The 16,718-nt window shown below is 65.3% G+C and carries 17 protein-coding genes; all 17 read right to left on the reverse strand.

What is annotated here, in order from left to right; all coding sequences use genetic code 11:
* Window positions 1-101 precede the first annotated feature (101 nt).
* Window positions 102-1,172, reverse strand: a complete 1,071-nt coding sequence (locus tag VFY73_RS29020) for a patatin-like phospholipase family protein (protein WP_329725090.1) — start codon at window positions 1,170-1,172, stop codon at window positions 102-104.
* A 17-nt stretch (window positions 1,173-1,189) separates the two neighbouring features.
* Window positions 1,190-3,529, reverse strand: a complete 2,340-nt coding sequence (locus VFY73_RS29025; RefSeq protein ID WP_329725076.1) for a Tex family protein — start codon at window positions 3,527-3,529, stop codon at window positions 1,190-1,192.
* A gap of 98 nt (window positions 3,530-3,627) precedes the next feature.
* Entirely contained in the window at window positions 3,628-4,068 is a 441-nt protein-coding gene (locus tag VFY73_RS29030; RefSeq protein WP_329725077.1) for a type II secretion system protein, read from the reverse strand.
* A gap of 45 nt (window positions 4,069-4,113) precedes the next feature.
* Window positions 4,114-4,497 carry a type II secretion system protein gene (locus VFY73_RS29035; protein WP_329725078.1) on the reverse strand — a complete coding sequence of 128 codons (384 nt, stop codon included), beginning with the start codon at window positions 4,495-4,497 and terminating at the stop codon, window positions 4,114-4,116.
* A gap of 5 nt (window positions 4,498-4,502) precedes the next feature.
* The gene (locus VFY73_RS29040; RefSeq protein WP_329725079.1) at window positions 4,503-5,000 is read right to left on the reverse strand and encodes a type II secretion system protein; all 498 of its coding nucleotides are present in this window, start codon (window positions 4,998-5,000) and stop codon (window positions 4,503-4,505) included.
* Window positions 4,997-7,282, reverse strand: a complete 2,286-nt coding sequence (locus VFY73_RS29045; protein ID WP_329725080.1) for a secretin N-terminal domain-containing protein — start codon at window positions 7,280-7,282, stop codon at window positions 4,997-4,999. The genes VFY73_RS29040 and VFY73_RS29045 overlap by 4 nt, the downstream gene beginning before the upstream one ends.
* Before the next feature lie 41 nt (window positions 7,283-7,323).
* Window positions 7,324-7,830: a hypothetical protein gene (locus tag VFY73_RS29050; protein WP_329725081.1), complete on the reverse strand. Its 507-nt coding sequence runs from the start codon at window positions 7,828-7,830 to the stop codon at window positions 7,324-7,326.
* Complete coding sequence (locus VFY73_RS29055; RefSeq protein ID WP_329725082.1) at window positions 7,827-8,414, reverse strand: hypothetical protein; 588 nt, start codon at window positions 8,412-8,414, stop codon at window positions 7,827-7,829. Before VFY73_RS29055 ends, VFY73_RS29050 begins: the two co-directional genes overlap by 4 nt.
* The gene (locus VFY73_RS29060) at window positions 8,411-8,971 is read right to left on the reverse strand and encodes a PilN domain-containing protein (protein ID WP_329725083.1); all 561 of its coding nucleotides are present in this window, start codon (window positions 8,969-8,971) and stop codon (window positions 8,411-8,413) included. The genes VFY73_RS29055 and VFY73_RS29060 overlap by 4 nt, the downstream gene beginning before the upstream one ends.
* On the reverse strand, window positions 8,949-9,641 hold the full coding sequence (locus VFY73_RS29065) for a hypothetical protein (RefSeq protein WP_329725084.1): 693 nt from the start codon (window positions 9,639-9,641) through the stop codon (window positions 8,949-8,951). Before VFY73_RS29065 ends, VFY73_RS29060 begins: the two co-directional genes overlap by 23 nt.
* A gap of 184 nt (window positions 9,642-9,825) precedes the next feature.
* Window positions 9,826-11,496 (reverse strand): GspE/PulE family protein, encoded by a 1,671-nt coding sequence (locus VFY73_RS29070; protein WP_329725085.1) that lies wholly within the window; start codon window positions 11,494-11,496, stop codon window positions 9,826-9,828.
* On the reverse strand, window positions 11,493-12,686 hold the full coding sequence (locus VFY73_RS29075; protein ID WP_329725086.1) for a type II secretion system F family protein: 1,194 nt from the start codon (window positions 12,684-12,686) through the stop codon (window positions 11,493-11,495). The genes VFY73_RS29070 and VFY73_RS29075 overlap by 4 nt, the downstream gene beginning before the upstream one ends.
* 15 nt (window positions 12,687-12,701) lie before the next feature.
* Window positions 12,702-13,157 (reverse strand): type II secretion system major pseudopilin GspG, encoded by a 456-nt coding sequence (gene gspG / locus VFY73_RS29080; protein ID WP_414654557.1) that lies wholly within the window; start codon window positions 13,155-13,157, stop codon window positions 12,702-12,704.
* 75 nt (window positions 13,158-13,232) lie between these two features.
* On the reverse strand, window positions 13,233-14,252 hold the full coding sequence (locus VFY73_RS29085) for a cytochrome-c peroxidase (protein ID WP_329725092.1): 1,020 nt from the start codon (window positions 14,250-14,252) through the stop codon (window positions 13,233-13,235).
* Between the two features lie 168 nt (window positions 14,253-14,420).
* A complete protein-coding gene (locus tag VFY73_RS29090) occupies window positions 14,421-15,551 on the reverse strand; it encodes a choice-of-anchor tandem repeat GloVer-containing protein (RefSeq protein WP_329725087.1) in 1,131 nt (376 codons plus the stop codon).
* Between the two features lie 117 nt (window positions 15,552-15,668).
* Window positions 15,669-15,974 carry a hypothetical protein gene (locus VFY73_RS29095; protein ID WP_329725088.1) on the reverse strand — a complete coding sequence of 102 codons (306 nt, stop codon included), beginning with the start codon at window positions 15,972-15,974 and terminating at the stop codon, window positions 15,669-15,671.
* Window positions 15,975-16,120: 146 nt separating this feature from the next.
* Window positions 16,121-16,718, reverse strand: a 598-nt coding sequence (locus VFY73_RS29100) for an RHS repeat-associated core domain-containing protein (RefSeq protein ID WP_329725089.1), incomplete at its 5' end; no start/stop codon positions are given.

Genomic DNA, 16,718 nt, shown 5'->3' on the forward strand with positions numbered 1-16,718 from the left:
TTCTCCGAAGGTCGTAGTTCGCGGTGTCATAACCCGTGCTGCCTTTCCTGCTCTTGCTGGTGGGATGGCGAATTGTAGAACGAGAGCTGCGCCGCCAACAATCACAGGGCTTCCGCCTCGATAGGCAGGCCGGACTCAACCAACGCAGCGAACTCGTCGGCCAGGCGCTGGCTCTCGCCGATCGCGCGCCGCCAAACCGCCTGCCGTGCGGCCAAGTCATCGCCAAAGGCCTTGAAGTCGCTGCGGTCGGGCAGCTTGCCACCCGGCAGCCCGGCAATCCACTCGGCACGCGGCGCCAGCACCACGACGTTGTCGAGTGCGGTGGTGCTGCGATGCCGGTGCTTCAGCGCCTTGTCGAGCCAGCCGGGGACCAGCGTCGGCTGGAAGTGCGGATAGAGCACCAGCCCGTGGGCCATGTGGTCGTAGCGCAGGTGCAGGTGGTAGTCGGTGATGCCGCCGTCCCAGTACGCACCAGCCGGCGCGCCCGGGATGTCATGCACCGCCTGGAGCCAGAACGGGATCGAGCAGCTGGCCAGCACCGCTGGGGCGAGGTTGGCGGCACTCAAGTCCACCCGGTGCGTGCGGTAATCGCGCAGCGTTAGTGGCAACGGGTCGCGTGGGTCCGAAAACACCACACGCTCCAGCCAACCGCCCATCGCGTGCCGCGATACCAGGTTGCTGACGAAGGCGCCGCCGTAGCCCAGCGGCGTGCGCAGCTTGCCCTCGCGGCGCAGCACATGGCGGCCGCGGCTGGTGAAGATGTGCAGCCGGTAGCGCGGATGCCCCAGCAGCTCGTGCTCGACGCCACCAAAGTGCTCGCCCAGCTTGGCGCCGAAGGTGCGGCTGACGACCTGCGCCGTCGGTGGCTTGCCCGGCGCATGCTCGTACGACTGCATCACATAGTCGTCGGCCAGGCGGGCCAGGGCCGCGTCGGGATCGGCGCGGCAGGCCGATGCCATGCGCCAAGCACCGATCGACGCGCCGAGCAGGTGAACGGTCTGCGCGCTGCGCGGCAGCCAGTGGCCGAACAGATACCGGTCCAACGGGTTCAGCACCAGGCCTTTGGGGCCGCCGGCGGCGGCCGGGACGACCGCCACGTCTGCCGGCTGCAGGCCCCGCTCGCGCAACTGCCGGCGAGCCCGCGGACCCGCCAGAATGCGCAAGGCCTGCAAGCCAGCCATCGGCGTCGTCAGCGCTTCTGCAGCTTCGCGAAAGCCGCTGCCATCGCACTCTGTCCGGCGGCCGGCGCCGCGCCGCGCTGCGGCGGGCCGGCGCGTTCGCCGCGTGCCGCCGGGCGATAGCTGTTGTCGCCCTTGGCGCCCTGGCCCTTTTGCGAAGGCGCCGCATCGAGCTTCATCGTCAGCGAGATGCGCTTGCGGGCCAGGTCGACTTCAAGCACCTTGACCTTGACGATGTCACCGGTCTTGACGATCTCGCGGGCATCGTTGACGAACTTGTTCGACAGCTGGCTGACGTGAACCAGGCCGTCCTGGTGCACGCCCAGGTCGACGAATGCACCGAACTGCGCCACGTTGCTGACGGTGCCTTCGAGCACCATGCCCTCGGACAAGTCCTTGATGTCTTCGACGCCGTCGTTGAAGCGGGCGACCTTGAAGTCCGGCCGTGGATCACGGCCCGGCTTTTCCAGCTCGGCCAGGATGTCCTTGACGGTGATCGCGCCGAACTTCTCGTCGGCAAAGGCATCAGGCTTCAGCGTGCGGATCACGTCGCTCTTGCCCATCACCTCGGCCACCGGACGCTGCAGCTTGTCGAGCATGCGCTGCACCACCGGGTAGGTTTCGGGGTGCACCCCGGTCAGGTCCAGCGGGTTGTCGCCGTCGCGAATACGCAAGAAACCGGCCGCCTGCTCGAAGGTCTTGGCGCCCAGCCCGGCCACGTCCATCAATTGCTGGCGGGTGCGGAACGCGCCGTTCGCATCGCGCCAGCGCACGATGCTGTTGGCCACCGCATTCGACAGACCCGACACCCGCGCCAGCAGCGGCGCTGAAGCCGTGTTCAGGTCCACCCCGACCGAGTTCACGCAGTCTTCGACCACCGCGTCCAGCGTGCGCGCCAGTTCGCTCTGGTTCACGTCATGCTGGTACTGGCCGACACCGATGCTCTTCGGATCGATCTTCACCAGCTCGGCCAGCGGGTCCTGCAGGCGGCGGGCGATCGACACGGCGCCGCGCAGGCTCACGTCCAGGTCCGGCAGTTCCTTGGAGGCGAATTCCGAAGCCGAATAAACCGACGCCCCCGCCTCGCTGACCACCACCTTCTCGATGTGCGTGCCCGGCGCCAGTTGCTGGATGCGCTTGATCAGGTCAGCGGCCAGCTTGTCGGTTTCGCGGCTCGCGGTGCCGTTGCCGATCGCGATCAGGTTCACGCCGTGCGTCGCGCACAGGCGGCCCAGCGTGTGGATCGAGCCTTCCCAATCCTTGCGCGGCTCGTGCGGGTAGACGGTGTGGGTGTCCAGCACCTTGCCGGTGTCGCTGACCACGGCCACCTTCACGCCGGTGCGGATGCCGGGGTCCAGCCCCATCACGACGCGCTTGCCGGCCGGTGCAGCCAGCAGCAGGTCGCGCAGGTTCTCGGAGAACACCTTGATCGCGACCTTCTCGGCGTCTTCGCGCAAACGCCCGAACAGATCACGCTCCAGGCTCATCGACAGCTTGACCTTCCAGGTCCAGGCGATGGCCTTGCGGATCAGGTCGTCGCTGGGGCGCTTGGCGTGGCCCCAGCCCAGGTGGTGGGCGATGCGGCCTTCGGCGAGCGTCGGCTGGCCCGGCACGATCTCTTCGTCGAGTACCAGCTTCGCGTCGAGGATCTCTTGCGTGCGACCGCGGAACACCGCCAGCGCGCGGTGCGACGGCACGGTGCGGATCGGCTCGTCGTACTCGAAGTAGTCGCGGAATTTGGCGATGTCGGCGTTGTTGACATCCTTGCCGTCCATCAGCTTGGACTGGAACAGGCCCTCGTCCCACAGCCATTCGCGCAGCTTGCCGACGAGACCGGCGTCTTCGGCCCAGCGCTCGGAGAGGATGTCGCGCACGCCGTCGAGCACCGCGTACGCGTCGGCGAAGCCAGCATCGGCGTTGATGAACGCGGCCGCTTCGGCCTGCGGATCCAGCGACGGATCAGCGAACAGCTTGTCGGCCAGCGGCTCGATGCCGGCCTCGCGGGCAATCATGCCCTTGGTGCGGCGCTTGGGCTTGTACGGCAGGTACAAGTCTTCCAGCTCCTGCTTGGTCGGCACGGCTTCGAGTGCCGCGCGCAACTCCGGCGTCAGCTTGCCCTGCTCGTCGATGCTCTTCAACACCGCAGCGCGGCGCTCTTCGAGTTCGCGCAGGTAGCCCAGGCGGGCCTCCAGTTCGCGCAGCTGGATATCGTCCAGCCCGTCCGTGGCCTCCTTGCGGTAGCGGGCGATGAAGGGCACCGTGGCGCCGCCGTCCAGCAGCTCGACGGCGGTATTGACTTGCGTCGGCCGAACTTTCAGCTCGGCGGCAATTTGCAGCAGGATCTTGTCCAAGACGGGAAGCCGGTTCAGGCAAAGCGACAAAGCGCGCGAGTGTGCCAGAACCACGGCATCGATAAATGTGTTACCCGATGTATTGCAACGCTCCCCTGCTACCGAACCGGGCCTCGGAACACCCAAGCTTCAAACGTATCGTGCTCGCCTTCCAGGTTGGCGAGGGCTGGCGCGAATCCTGTGGTCTTCAGCGGCTTCCGCTTCGAAGCGCTGTGCAGGCCCACGATCAGGTTCTGCGGATTTCGGACGAGCACCCAGTCCCTTTGACCGGTCAACGGATCCAACGGAATCTGCCTGAGATACCGACGCACCTGCGGCTGGCGAGGATCCTTCAGCAACGACTCGAGGTCTGCAGGCGCACGCGGCGTCCCGAGGGGGGACGCATGGGCATACGCTTGAAGCGCTTGCTGGAACGCCAGGCCGACGTGGAGCAACTCCTCCTCGGCATCATGTTGAGCGAGCGATGCACCAGCCCCGACCGAGAAGGCCGCGGCCACACCGACGATGGCCACGGCAATCATGACGGCCAGGTAGGCCAATCCTTGCTGGGTGCGCGAGGGCTGAGGGGTGCGGGTTGGCATCTTTCACCAGTCGCGAAACGCACTGCCGTCGCGGCCGCTGCCGAGTGCACCGCTGCGCAGATCGGCCACGTTGCCTTTCACCTCATCACTGGGTGGAATCAACTCCCAGGTGGCGTTCGAACTGGTGATCGGGTCCATCGGTGGCGCTGACAGGTACTTCCGGGTCACCAGTTCGTCGAGTGAATCGGGGTAGCGGCCCAGATCGCCGCGAAAATGAGCGATGGCGTCTCTGGTCACGCGCAAGTTCTCGCGCAGCACTGATTCCTTGGCTGCATCGACACTGTGGAAGTACCTTGGCGCAGCTATCGTCAGCAGCAACGCCAAGATGGCCATCACGACCAGCAGCTCGATAAGAGTGAAGCCGGCGGCCAAGCGTTGGGCTGACATTCGACTCACCACTGGTTGTAGGCAACGCCATTGAGGCCCTGCACCGTCGATCGGGAGTGAACGTCATACACGTCGTCCCCCTCTCGAGGATCGGCCGCCTCGCTGTCGTACGACCTCAGACCCCAGGTCAACGAGGCGCTCAGATGGGCGTCGTCGCTCATCGGATCACGAGGGACTCGGCGCAAGAAAAAAATCTTGCGCTTCTTCGGATCGCTCTGATCGTCCTCGCCTTCGACCAAGCGTTCCAGGTCTCTCGGATAGCCGGAAGCCCCGGCGTCCTTTCGGATGCGCCCTTGATCGCTGGCCAGCTTGTAAGCGTCGATGGCGCTTCGGATCTCGCGCAATGCCAACCGCAGCTCGCGCTCCTTGCTTCGCTGGTAGGTCACCTGCGCAAGCGGTGCGACCACCGTCGCGAGCAATGCCAGCACGGCCAATGTAATGAGCAGCTCGACGAGGGTGAACCCTACCTGAACACCGCAACACCCGCCGCGCGTCCTGGTCATGGCGCAACGGTCAATTGAAGCGGCGAAGGTGCCGAGTACGTGACGGAGCGCCCAGCTTCTCCTTCGGGTGCGATGGTGAGCACCCGGACGATCGCGGCCGGGCTGACCTTCAAGGCCCGCAAGCTCAACGTCATCACCGTACCCGCTCCGCTGGCTCCGGCGGTGCCATTGCGCTTGATGGTCGCCAGCACCTGGCCGGATGGATCAACGCGCTTTTCGAAGGTGGTCGCGATGCCACCTTGCGCCAAGAATTCGCCCTCCAGCACATCCACCACCTCCAGTGCTGCGGCATCAAAGCCCAGCGCCAGCGGCAACGCGCGAATGGGCTTGCCGGCCTCGACCTGCAGCGGAACCTGTGCGACCTGGCCGGGCTTCAACGCCGGCACAGTTCCCCAGAGGAACTTCACATCGGCGGCAGGCGGCAGCGATCCACTCGGGATACCCGCCTGATCCTGTCCAGAGGCCGGCGGCGACGGCGTGGACGAGCTGACGGGCCCAGCGGCCTGCCCCGTCGGCAAGCCCGCTGTCGGCTGACCGAAGCCGGTAGCGGCCCCGGACACAGCGCCACCGCCACTGCGCAAGCCCGAATCGGTGCCCGATTCGAAATCCAACAGGCTGGCATCAGGCCGCTGAATGTTGCGCAGCACACGTGGCGTGATGGACAGCACGATCTCGGATTTCGCGGTTTCATCGGTGCTGCCGCCGAACAGCTTGCCGACAATCGGCGCCGAACCCAGGGCCGGAACCTGGTTGACGGAGCGCCGTTCTTCGTCGTTGATCAGCCCCGCCAGGATCTGGTTTTCGCCGTCGCGCAGGCGCAGCACCGTCGCAGCGCTGCGCGTGCCTATTTGATAGGCCAATGTGCCCGATTTGGTCTGAACCTGGCTGACCAGGCTGCTGACTTCGAGCGCTACCTTGATCGCCACGTCGCCTTCCGGATACACGGTTGGCTCCACCTCGAGTTTCAGCCCCACATCGATGTAGTTGACGGAGTCCGACACAAAGCCGGTCGATGTCGAGGTCGAGGTGATGTTGGGCACCCGATCGCCAATGAGAACCCGCGCCTTCTCGCGACTCTTCGCGCGAATCTTGGGATTGGCCAGAATGTTCGCGGTCGACCCGTCCTGACGGGCGGAAATGGTGAGTGGGTTGACCGAAACACCCACCGTGCCGCCATTCAATCGGCGCAGGTCACTCAGCGTGAGCTGAGTTCCCGAGCCGGACGCCAACGGGCTCAGGCTCGCCTGGTCGGGCCAACGTACGCCCAGGTTCAGCAGATCGGACCGCTTGACCTCCAGCACCTCGACTTCGAGCATGACCTCGGGCTCCGGCAGGTCGAGAAGTGCCACCATGCGCTCGACCATCTTGATCGCATCGGAAGAGTCGCGAACCACCATCGCGTTCAGACGCTCGTCGACGACCACGTCCTTGACTTTCAGGATGGCCTTGATGGAGTTGGCAATGGCCTTTGCGTCGCCGTTCGACAGATAGAACGTCCGCACGGACAGCAATTGGTAGTCCTTCTGCTTGGCGGGCGTGTCGGGATAGATCAGCACCGAGTTCGCATCGAGCACCCGCTGGGCCAGTTGATTGCTGAGCAACAGCCGACTCACCGCAGCTTCGACCGTACCGTTGCGCAGATAGAGCGAGGTCTTCTGATCGGTCCTCACATCCCGGTCGAACACGAAGTTCAGCCCCGAGGTCTTTGCGATCACTTCGAACACCGATTTCAGTGGCGCGTCCTTGAACTCCAGGCTGAGCACCTTTCGGTACGCCGGCCCGAGAGCCATCTCCGCGCTGGGCTTGCTTTCCAGCGACTCCAGGCGCTGCTGCAACTGCTGCGCGCGCGGATTCCGCGGGCTCTCCGCAAGCACCGTTCGAAGTTGACTCCGCGCCTGCTCGAAGTTCTTCTGTTCGAGGCTGATGTTGGCCTGATCGAGTTGCCGCTCCCAGACCCGCTCACGCTCGACAGCCTTGAGGCCGAGCACGGCGGCCTCGTTCGTCGGGTCGGCCCGCAACACCTTTCTGTACAAGTCGTCTGCGCGATCGAATTCAGCCGCCTCGCGCTCGCGCCGGGCCTCTTCGAGCCATGACGTCGCGAGCCTGGTGCGCAACCTCAGCCAGGCAGCGCGCACTTGCGCGGAGCCAGGCTCAGCCTTCGCAGCCTGCTCGAACCGCTCCAACGCCTCCACCGGGCGATCTTGTGCCAACAGTTCCTGGCCATCACGATACGCAGGGTTGCTCGCACAGCCCGCCATGACGGCCAGCGAGATCGCGAGCACCCATGCCTGTCCACGGCGCACCTGCGCCCACCATTGCCGCCTCACTCTGCCTCCCCGATCGGGACTGTGTATGTGTGATTCATGGGTAGGTAGACCATCGTCAGATTCGGCGGGGCAATGCGCACCACCTGATACACCTGCTCTGCCACCTGACCTTCTTTCAAGACGAACGTCGATTCATCCTTCGCCAGGAAGACTTCCCAGGCACCGGCTTCGCGCTTCTTGCCGATGTATTCGAATGGAAACGTCGGTGCTTCGGGCTCGGAAGCTGCCGACTCCGCTGGCGCCGGAGGCGGTGACCAGTCACGCCCTGCGAACAGGTCGCTTCTGACGTCAGGCGTGCTCGATGCCGGAAACAATGACTGGCGATCCATCAACCTTGGCAGCGACGCAGCGGGGGCACTGCCCGCCGGGCGAACGGGCGGTGCGGGCGACGCATGCCCCCGCACCGCGGACACCACTTCCGCCGTGGCGCCTGGCGCATCGCTGAAGAGCACCAGCGCCAGCGCACTCAGGAACGCAGGAGCCAATATGTACCAGCGATTCATGGCGAGCCTCCTGCCTGCGAGGCACGGTGGCTGGCCAATGAAAACCATGCGCTGAAGGTCAGCAGGACATCGGCCTGCGGCTTGTCCGACGCCTCGCGTTGGATGCTGAGTTGATCCAGTGACATGTTGGGGTGCTCGCGAAGGCTCGCCTCCACGAAGCTGCGCACGGCTGGGTACGATCCGCTCACCGGTATCGAGATCGACGCCCGGGTCCAGGGCAGGCCGTTGATCGGCTCGTATTGGTAGCTGGATCGCTCGAAGCGAAGCCCTTCCCGCTCAGCAACCTTGAACAGGCTCGCGATCTCCGAATTCATGTCTTCCGGCGAAGCGAGAACGGCAAGCACCTGGTTCAAAGGCGCTTCGGGGGATTCTGAAACGGCCGGCTTCGGTGCCGATCTCGGCTTGGCTGCGCTGGCCAGCCGGTCCTGCAACATGTTCCGCTCATTGATCAGCGGCTTGAGCCAGACGAACTGAAATACCGCCCCCGCAGCGAGAGTCGCAATCATGACCAGCGGCAACCAGCCGCGACGATAGATCGCCACCTCGCACCACAATCGCCAAGCCGTCCCGGCGCCGCTCTTCAAGGTCGACTCCCGATCACCGCAGACAAGGTGAACCGCAACGGCCGCGTCTTGTCCCGGTCATTCGTCTCGTGCTTCAGCGCGCGCGCATCACGAAGATGAGGCGAACTGTTGAGCGTGTCTGCGTAGCGCCAGGCGTCTTGTGCCGTTCGCGTCTCGATGGTGAGAGTCAATGTCGCCTGGCTGGGGCGTGGCTCGATCTCCAGCACCGCGACTTCAGGCGGCGTCAACCGCTCCAGTTCGTTCAGCAGCGTGGGCCAGTCTGTGTTCAGACGCGCGATCACGTCCGCTGCAAGGCGCAGCTGACTCTGGCTCAATGCCTGGCGACGCGCGGGTACCGTCGGCGACCCGGCCGGTTCCAGTCGTGCGAGGCGCTCCTGCAATGCCGCGCTCTCCCGCTCGGTGCGCTGCCAGGTCAGCCCAAGCCATGCCACCCACGACACGGTCATTGCAGTCAAGAGCAGATAGGCAGCCCTGGCTCGAGCCGACGTGCACACTCCCAGCGCACGGCCCCATAGCGCGCTGCGAGGCAGGAAATCAATGCCCGGCCACGAACTCATACGTCCCCTCCATATGAGCGGTACCCAGCGCCGCAGCCATGGCAGCAGCAGAGTCCGCCGGCACGGCCGTCAATGAAGCAAGCTCATAGCGCTCCGCGCGCCACCCGTTCAATGCGACTGCCGGCGGCACCGAGCTCGAGAATGCGTCCAGCAGCACCGCCCGGCCAGGCGCAGGGCCCTGTTGTTCCCCCGACAGAGCCTCGCCGCGCCTGGACGACATGCGTGCCAACTCGCGCTCCAGCGTGGCCGTGGCGTCGACTGCGGGCAAACGAACGGTGCGCAGCTCGGTGGGTACCCCATCGATCGACCACCAGGCGATCGCGCGGTCGCTGGACGATCTGCACACCAGAACATCGGGGCCGCCCTTCCCCTTCCCCTTTTGCCACATGTCCATCAACCGTTGGGTCGCCGGACGAATATCGGACAGACTCAGACCGAGCCGCCCTTGCAACGCTTGCGTGCACGCGACCGCACTACCCGCCAGCGCGCAGCACACGCTCGGTCCGTCAAGGCGCCAACGGCATTGGAGACTCCATTCATTGAGTTCCTGCCCGAACAATTCTTCATGGCGAAGCCGTGCGAAGGCCTCCAGCTCGGCCAGCGAGCGCGCTCCCGAGGGTGCCTTCACCAGCCACCAGCGCACGAGGTCTTCGGCCACCGTCACAGACATTGGCCGCCCATCCAACAGGTCTGCGAGCGCTGACGTGTCTTGCATCCAGCCGGCAACAGCGTCAGGCGCTGCGGTGAGCGGGCCGGCGCTGACCCGGTGCTCCAGGTGGCCATTCGCCGCACGCCAGACCATGGCGACACCAGTGGCCGAAAGGCCCAACGACACGCGAGGCCGCCGGAGCCGGCTACGAAGCCAGCGTGACACGGCGCACCTCCTCCAGCGTCGTCTGCCCTGCCGCGACCAGATCCAGTGCCGCCTCGAACAATGTGCGGGTGCCATTGGCCCGCGCCGCTTCCTTGATCTGGCGCACCGGCTGCTTGGCGATCACCAGCTCGCGAATGTCGTCGCTCATGGTCAGCAACTCGGCAATGGCGCGCCGGCCGCGGAAGCCCGTGCCGCGGCAGAGCCCGCACCCGTGGCCCTGGCGAAAATCGAATCTGCTGACCTGACCGTGGTTCAGTCCGCAGCGCTCCAGCGCGTCGTCGGACGGCCGAACCGGCCTGGCGCACTCGGGGCAATTGATACGGATCAGACGCTGGGCCCAAATTCCGTTCAACGCCGACGACAGCGAATACGGGTCGAGCCCCATGTGGGCAAAACGACCGAATACATCGAACACGCTGTTGGCGTGTACGGTCGAAAGCACCAGGTGTCCGGTCAATGCCGACTGCACGGCGATCTCAGCCGTCTCCCGGTCACGAATCTCGCCGACCATGATCTTGTCCGGATCGTGGCGCAAGATGGAGCGCAGGCCTCGGGCGAAGGTCAGGCCTTTCTTGTCATTGACCGGGATCTGCAGGATGCCGGCAATCTGGTATTCGACCGGATCCTCGATGGTGATGATCTTGTCGCGGCCGGTGTGCATCTCGGTGAGTGCCGCATAGAGTGTGGTGGTCTTGCCGGAGCCCGTCGGTCCCGTGACCAGGACCATGCCATAGGCCGCCTCGACCAGCATCCGAAGCGCCCTGACCGACGATTGGTCGAAGCCGAGCGCGTCGATACTGAGTCGCCCATGCTGCTCGATCATGGCTTGCTTATCGAGCACACGTATCACGGCATCTTCGCCGTGCACGCTGGGCATGATCGACACGCGAAGATCGATGTCGCGACGCTGCACGGAGACCCTGAAACTTCCGTCCTGCGGCACCCGCCGCTCCGCGATGTCCAACTCGGCCAAGACCTTCAGGCGCGAAATCACCTGTTCGGCCAGGGCAACGCCCGCCACTTGCATCACCGAGTCCAGCACACCGTCTATGCGGTATTTGACGGCCACGCCTTCAGCCGTCGATTCGATATGCACGTCACTGGCGCCCTGCCGCAGTGCATCGTAGAGCGACGAATTGACCAGCTGCACGGCAGGACTGGCCGATTCGCTGATGCGAGCGAGCGACAGCGTTTCGCTGACGGGGGCCAGGTGGCTCGCGTCGGCGGCTTGCGTGGCAATGCCATCGGTCGCGCGGGCCGACAGCTCATGGCGACTGAGCAGCGCATGCAGATCGGAAGGCGTGCACACGTGCCAATGGACCGGACAGTCCGCCAAGGACTCGGCCCAGGTCAGCAGGTCGTCGTCGTACGGGTCGACCAGCACCCCCCGCATCGATCCGTCGCCGCCATCGCGCATCAGCGCACATTGGCGCGACTGCGCCTTGACCAGGGGCAGCACCTCGAAGACCGGGTTCCAGCCCAGCAGATCGTCCATGGTCGCCAGCGGCATGTTGGCTGCCGATGCCACGCAGGCGGCGACATGCGCCTCGGCACACGCCAGCTCCTCCGCCAGCGAGGCCATCCAACCTCGGCCTCTTTGGCGAGAGGCGAGGATCTGTCGGATGGGGATGTCGGGTTCGCCGCTGATCATTGGAAAGACCCGGCCAGATCAAAGATCGGCATGTAGAGCAGCAAGACAATCAGGCCGATGACCAAACCGATGGCAGCCATCAGCGCCGGTTCGAAAGCCCGAGTGAAACGCTCGATCCAGCGCGCAGTCTCGCCTTCATGGAAGAGCGCCGCGCGCCGCAGCATGGTGCCGAGTTGCCCCGTCTCCTCCCCCACCTTCAGCAACCGCGCTGCCACGGGCATGGTGAGCGCTTCTTTCTCGAGCGCCTTCGAAAGAGGCTGCCCCTCGGAAACGGTTGACCGGACGCGCTCCATCCGCTCCCGATCGGCCGGTGCCCCCACCGTCTGCAAAAGCTGCAGGGCCTGGCCGATGGACATGCCCCCTTCGAGCAGCAAGCCGAGCGTCAGGTACAAGCGCGCCACTTCCATCTGACGCAAACGGTCGCCCACCCACGGCAAGCGTCGGATCCAGGCGCCCAGCGCACCGCTGCGACGCGCTCGCATCGCGCCGAACGTCAATCCCGCAACCAAGAGCGCAGCGGCCGCGGCCAGGGGCACGGTATGTTCGGCGGCATAACGCCCCCAGTTGATGAGCAGTTGCGATGCCCACGGCAGCGAACGGCCTGTGCCTTGATAGACCAACGCAAACTTGGGGACCACGTAGCCCAGCAGGAAGACGGTCACGATCGCGCCGACCACCAGCAGGATCGTCGGGTAGACCGAGGCACTGACCACCTTGGCACGCACCGAGTCGACGCGCGTCTGGTATTCGATGAACCGCGTCAGTGCTTCCGTCAAGTTGCTGGTTCGCTCTGCCGCACCGATCAAACCGACGAACAACGGCGGGAAGGTCGATTGCTGCCGTTGAAGGGCCACCGAGAACTTGTGGCCGGACCGCAGGTCCTGCGCCAACTGCTGCAGGGTGAGCCGGCTTGCGGAAGCGGGCTCCTTTTCGAGCAGTGCATCGACCGATTCGATGACACTCAGGCCCGCTTGCAGCAGGGCCAACAGCTCCTGGGCAAACAAGACCAGCGAAAACGCCTTGCCTCGCCCCGCTCCGCCCCAACCGGCGGACGTTGCATCGGCATCGAGCGACATCACCTTGAGGCCCTGGTGAGCCAGCTCCTGGCGAGCCTCCGCCGGACCTATGGCTTCGAGCCGCACGGTGTCGATTCGCTGCTGGGCGTCAACGACGCGCGCTCGAAACTGCATCAAACTCACCCGGCATCAGAAGCTGGTGATGTCGGCTGCGTCGCCTTCTCCGCCCACCTTGCCGTCCTTGCCGTAGGACAGCACCTCCACTTCGGCTCGGGTGCCAGGGCTGCGGTATTCATAGGCATGGCCCCAAGGGTCGGCAGGCACGGCCTTCTGAAGGTAGGGGCCGGCCCAATTGGCCTGCCCCCCGGGACGGTCGACCAAGGCGTTCAGCCCTTCTTCGGGACTGGGGTAACGGCCCACGTCCAGCCGAAACGCATCCAATGCCTTCACCAAGGCCTCGACCTGCGCTTTGGCGACGCCTCGCTCAGACTTGCTGATCTGGGAGAAGTAGCGCGGCCCCACATAGGCCGCCAGCAGGCCGATGATTGCAACGACCACCAGCAACTCCAGCAGGGTGAAGCCCGCCGTGCGGCGCCGGGCTGCGGCTTGGCGGCACGTCACCGCGTTGTTCGGATGCTGATTCAAATGTCCTCCCCCTGGTTTTCTGGAATCTCTGCCGGCGCATGCCCCAGCCGTGCATTCGCTGAATTCTAGATTCCGTCAGTCGCCCGCTCCGGCAGGTCTGCCCCCTACGTTGTAGGTGCTGGAATGCCAGCCGGTGAGGGACTCCAGAAAGGCCACCAACTCGGCTTTCTCGGCAGGCGTCAGGATCAGCGGATGCCCATCCTCCTTGCCACGGTAGTAGATCTCGCGCTCCACGGCCTCCCCCAGCGTCGGCACGCTGCCATCGTGCATGTAGGGTGCCGTCAACGCCACGTTGCGCAGACTGGGCGTCTTGAACTTGCCGATGTCCTTCGGGTCCATCGTCACGGCGAAGCGTCCGAGGGCCGCCATGCCGGGGTCGCGCAGGATCGAGTGGTCTTGCGCGCGGCCATCGTTGCGCCATTCAGCGAGCTGGCGCACCAGCGCCGGCAGTTGCCGTTCGATGTCTTTCAGCCCGACGCCCAAGGAATGGAAACCATGATCGGTCAGGAGCGGCCTCGGTCCATCCACCGCATGGCAACGGGTGCAGGCGGCGACGCCGTTGAAGAGCACCCAGCCGCGCTGCGCTTCAGCGCGTAGCGCAGTCGAGTCGCCCGCCCGATAGCGATCGAACGCCGAAGGCCCATCCGCCAGGCTCCGCTCGAAGGCCGACAAGGCCTGGGCGACATTGGCCACACTGATCGCGTCAACGTCGGCGCCCCCTCGGCCGAAGGCCTGCCGAAACTGCTCCACATACTGACCGTCGGACCTCAAGAGCGTCTGCAGCGCAGAGGTATCGCTGAGGCCATGCTCGACAGGGTTGGTCAGAGGGTCGAGCGCCTGGTCTTCCAGGGTGGCGCGCCGGCCGTCCCAGAAGAAACTGCGCTGGCCAGCGACATCCACGAGGCTGGGTGTGTTGCGACTTCCAAGGCGGCCGCCAATGCCTTCGGCCAATGGCTTGCCGTCCGAGAAGGCGCGTTCGGGCTGGTGGCACGACGCGCACGAGACCTTCCCATCGCCGCTCAGCCGCACATCGAAGAACAGGCGCCGGCCAAGTTGCTCTCGCGCTTCGACGGCCGACTTCTCAGCCGCCGCCATGGAGGCGGGCGGCGATGCCAGCACCAGGCCGACGGCCGCCAAGGCAGCGCCGACCGTCAGTGAAGCGGCAGCGGCTCGGCAGAGCCGGGCGAGCCTTTTCACGTGCTGCAACCGCCGCACAGAGACCTCAGAAGAGCGTGAAAAGAAGGAACGGCGCGCGCACCATGGTCAGGGATTCTGGCGGAAAGCCGCGCCCCCGCCTGTGCTGCCTGGATTGGTGGTGCCGATCAGCTTGCCGGCCGTATCGAGCAGCAGGTGAGCGCTCGGGCGACCGCCTTCAGCGGCGGTGAAGGCGTGCAAGGTGGTCAGCGCGCCGGCGGTGCTGATCTTGAACGTCGTTCCGCTGCCACCCGCTGCACCGTATGAGGTGGTGCCGTAGTACGCGAAGTTGTTGGCCATGGTCACGCCGCCCTTGGGCATGCCGCCGTCCGCACCACCGGTGAACGAATACAGCCACGAGACTGCGCCGGTCTTGCTGACGCGGTACACCGTGCCATAGCCTTTGGCGCCGCCGCTCTGGGTCGTCCCGTAGAAGTTGCCGTCACTCCCGCGCTCCAGCGGGCCGGTCGGCGATGCGCCGCCCGTGCCGCCGCTGATGAACGAATAGATCGGCGTCAACCCGCCGCTCGTCGCGACCTTGAACACCACGCCGGCACTGTTGGCGCCGCCGTTCGTCGTGACACCATAGAAGATGCCGTCGCCGGTGTGGGTCAGGCAATTCGCCGGCATCGAGCCATTCGTGCCGTTGAAGGAGGCCACCGTCGTCACGGCGCCGCTGCGCGACAACCTGAAAACCGTCCCCTTGTCGTTCGCCCCGCTGAACATCGTGACGCCGTAGAAGTTGCCGTCGTTGCCGTTGGAGATGCACTGCGGCGCCGAGCCTTCGGTCGCGCTACCCTTGAAGTGATGCGTGACGGTGAACGCGCCGGCCGGTGAGATCTTGAACGCCGTGCCGCCACCGTACATGCCGCCGGTCGATGTCGTGCCGTAGTAGTAGCCGTCGAACCCGTCGACCAGCGTGCCTCGCGGTTGACCGCCATCAGCACCGTTGAAGGAGTGCAGCACCGTCACCGTGCCTGCGGGCGTCATGCGGTAGACGCTGCCGTACCAGTTCAGCGCACCGCCCTGGATCGCGGTGCCGTAGTAGTTGCCGTCGGAACCCTGGATCAGCGGATTCGGGTTGGAGGCTTCGGTGGTGGGAAATTGATGGAGGATGGTGAATTCACCGGCGGCCATGGCCGACGTGGCGGCCAGCGTCAGGACGAGGCTGGCAATACGAGCTGAATTCGAATTCTTCATGATCGGAGTCAAAGGATTGGAACTGACAAGGACAAAAGGCCAGGCATTTCTGCGTTGCGCATGAGCCTGTGCCGGGGAAGGGGTTGGCGGTGTCGAGGGGGGAGTGACCGGACCGGTTCAGCTCGCGTCCGGCATCGGCAGCGGTCCGGCATGGTCGACAGCGCCGAAGTGGAATGATTCGGTCAGTATCGTCACCGTCGCTCCATAGATGGGCACGATCTTCAACAAGGTCTTTGCACCCGCCCTGATCTCCGTCTCGGCCGCCTCAACGGCCAGGCAATAGGCGGGTTCCTTGGGAGCGTCTGGGACATCGCCATACAGCAGCTGCCACAACGCCTCTTTGGCTGCATCGTCGAAGGAATTCCCCTGCCAGATCGAGATGCATTCCACTACGTTGTGCAGGAGCAGGTCGGTGGCGCGCATCGCGGTCGCTCCACTGCAGGACAAGACGTGGAGCCCACCCTCGTGGTTCTGAAGATGGACGCCGACTTGCTTGGTCCTCGCGTCACTCGCCACGCCTATCAGGGTCCACTCCAGGACTTCGGGCAAGACTTGCATTGCCATCCTCTCTAGTTGCTGGCGCAGCCGCTGCCGCCGCCGCCACTCGAATCGCCCACCGGTCCGCCGATTGGGGTATCCGGTGACCACGGCGTCACAGGCCGTCCCGGGTGCTCACGAACGCCGTCTTCCCATTCGTGGACGTGGGGCTCCGGGAAACCTTGGTGAGGCTCGTCGATATCGTAGGCGGGCTTGCCGTCCGGGCCGTACTGGCGCCCCCGGTGCGGGCCTTGGACCCATCCGCCCGGAGGACCGACGTTCGGCGGCACTTTCGCCCGACTGCAGGTCTGGGTACCACCGGGATCGGGCGAGGTCGCATCGCGGACCATGGGCCCCACGACGTTCCAGCCAAGCCACGCCCCCAGCCCTGCGCCGATGGCACCAGCAACCCACCCGCCGATGGCAGGCAAGGCGGGAAGGATGATCACGAAGTTCCCGCTGGGATCCATCCGATCGAGAGGTCGGCCGCCGACATATCCATAGTTGTTGGTCTGCCCCGAGGCCCAGCCGATGGGGTCTTCGGAGATGAAGCGCATGCAGCCGGGCATGTAGTAACGGGCGCGGTAGTAGTACAGCCCGTCGGCATTACCCGGGTTGTCGTTCTCGCGG

It is taken from the genome of Ideonella sp. (genome assembly GCF_036277275.1).
Taxonomy (GTDB): Bacteria; Pseudomonadota; Gammaproteobacteria; order Burkholderiales; family Burkholderiaceae_C; genus Ideonella.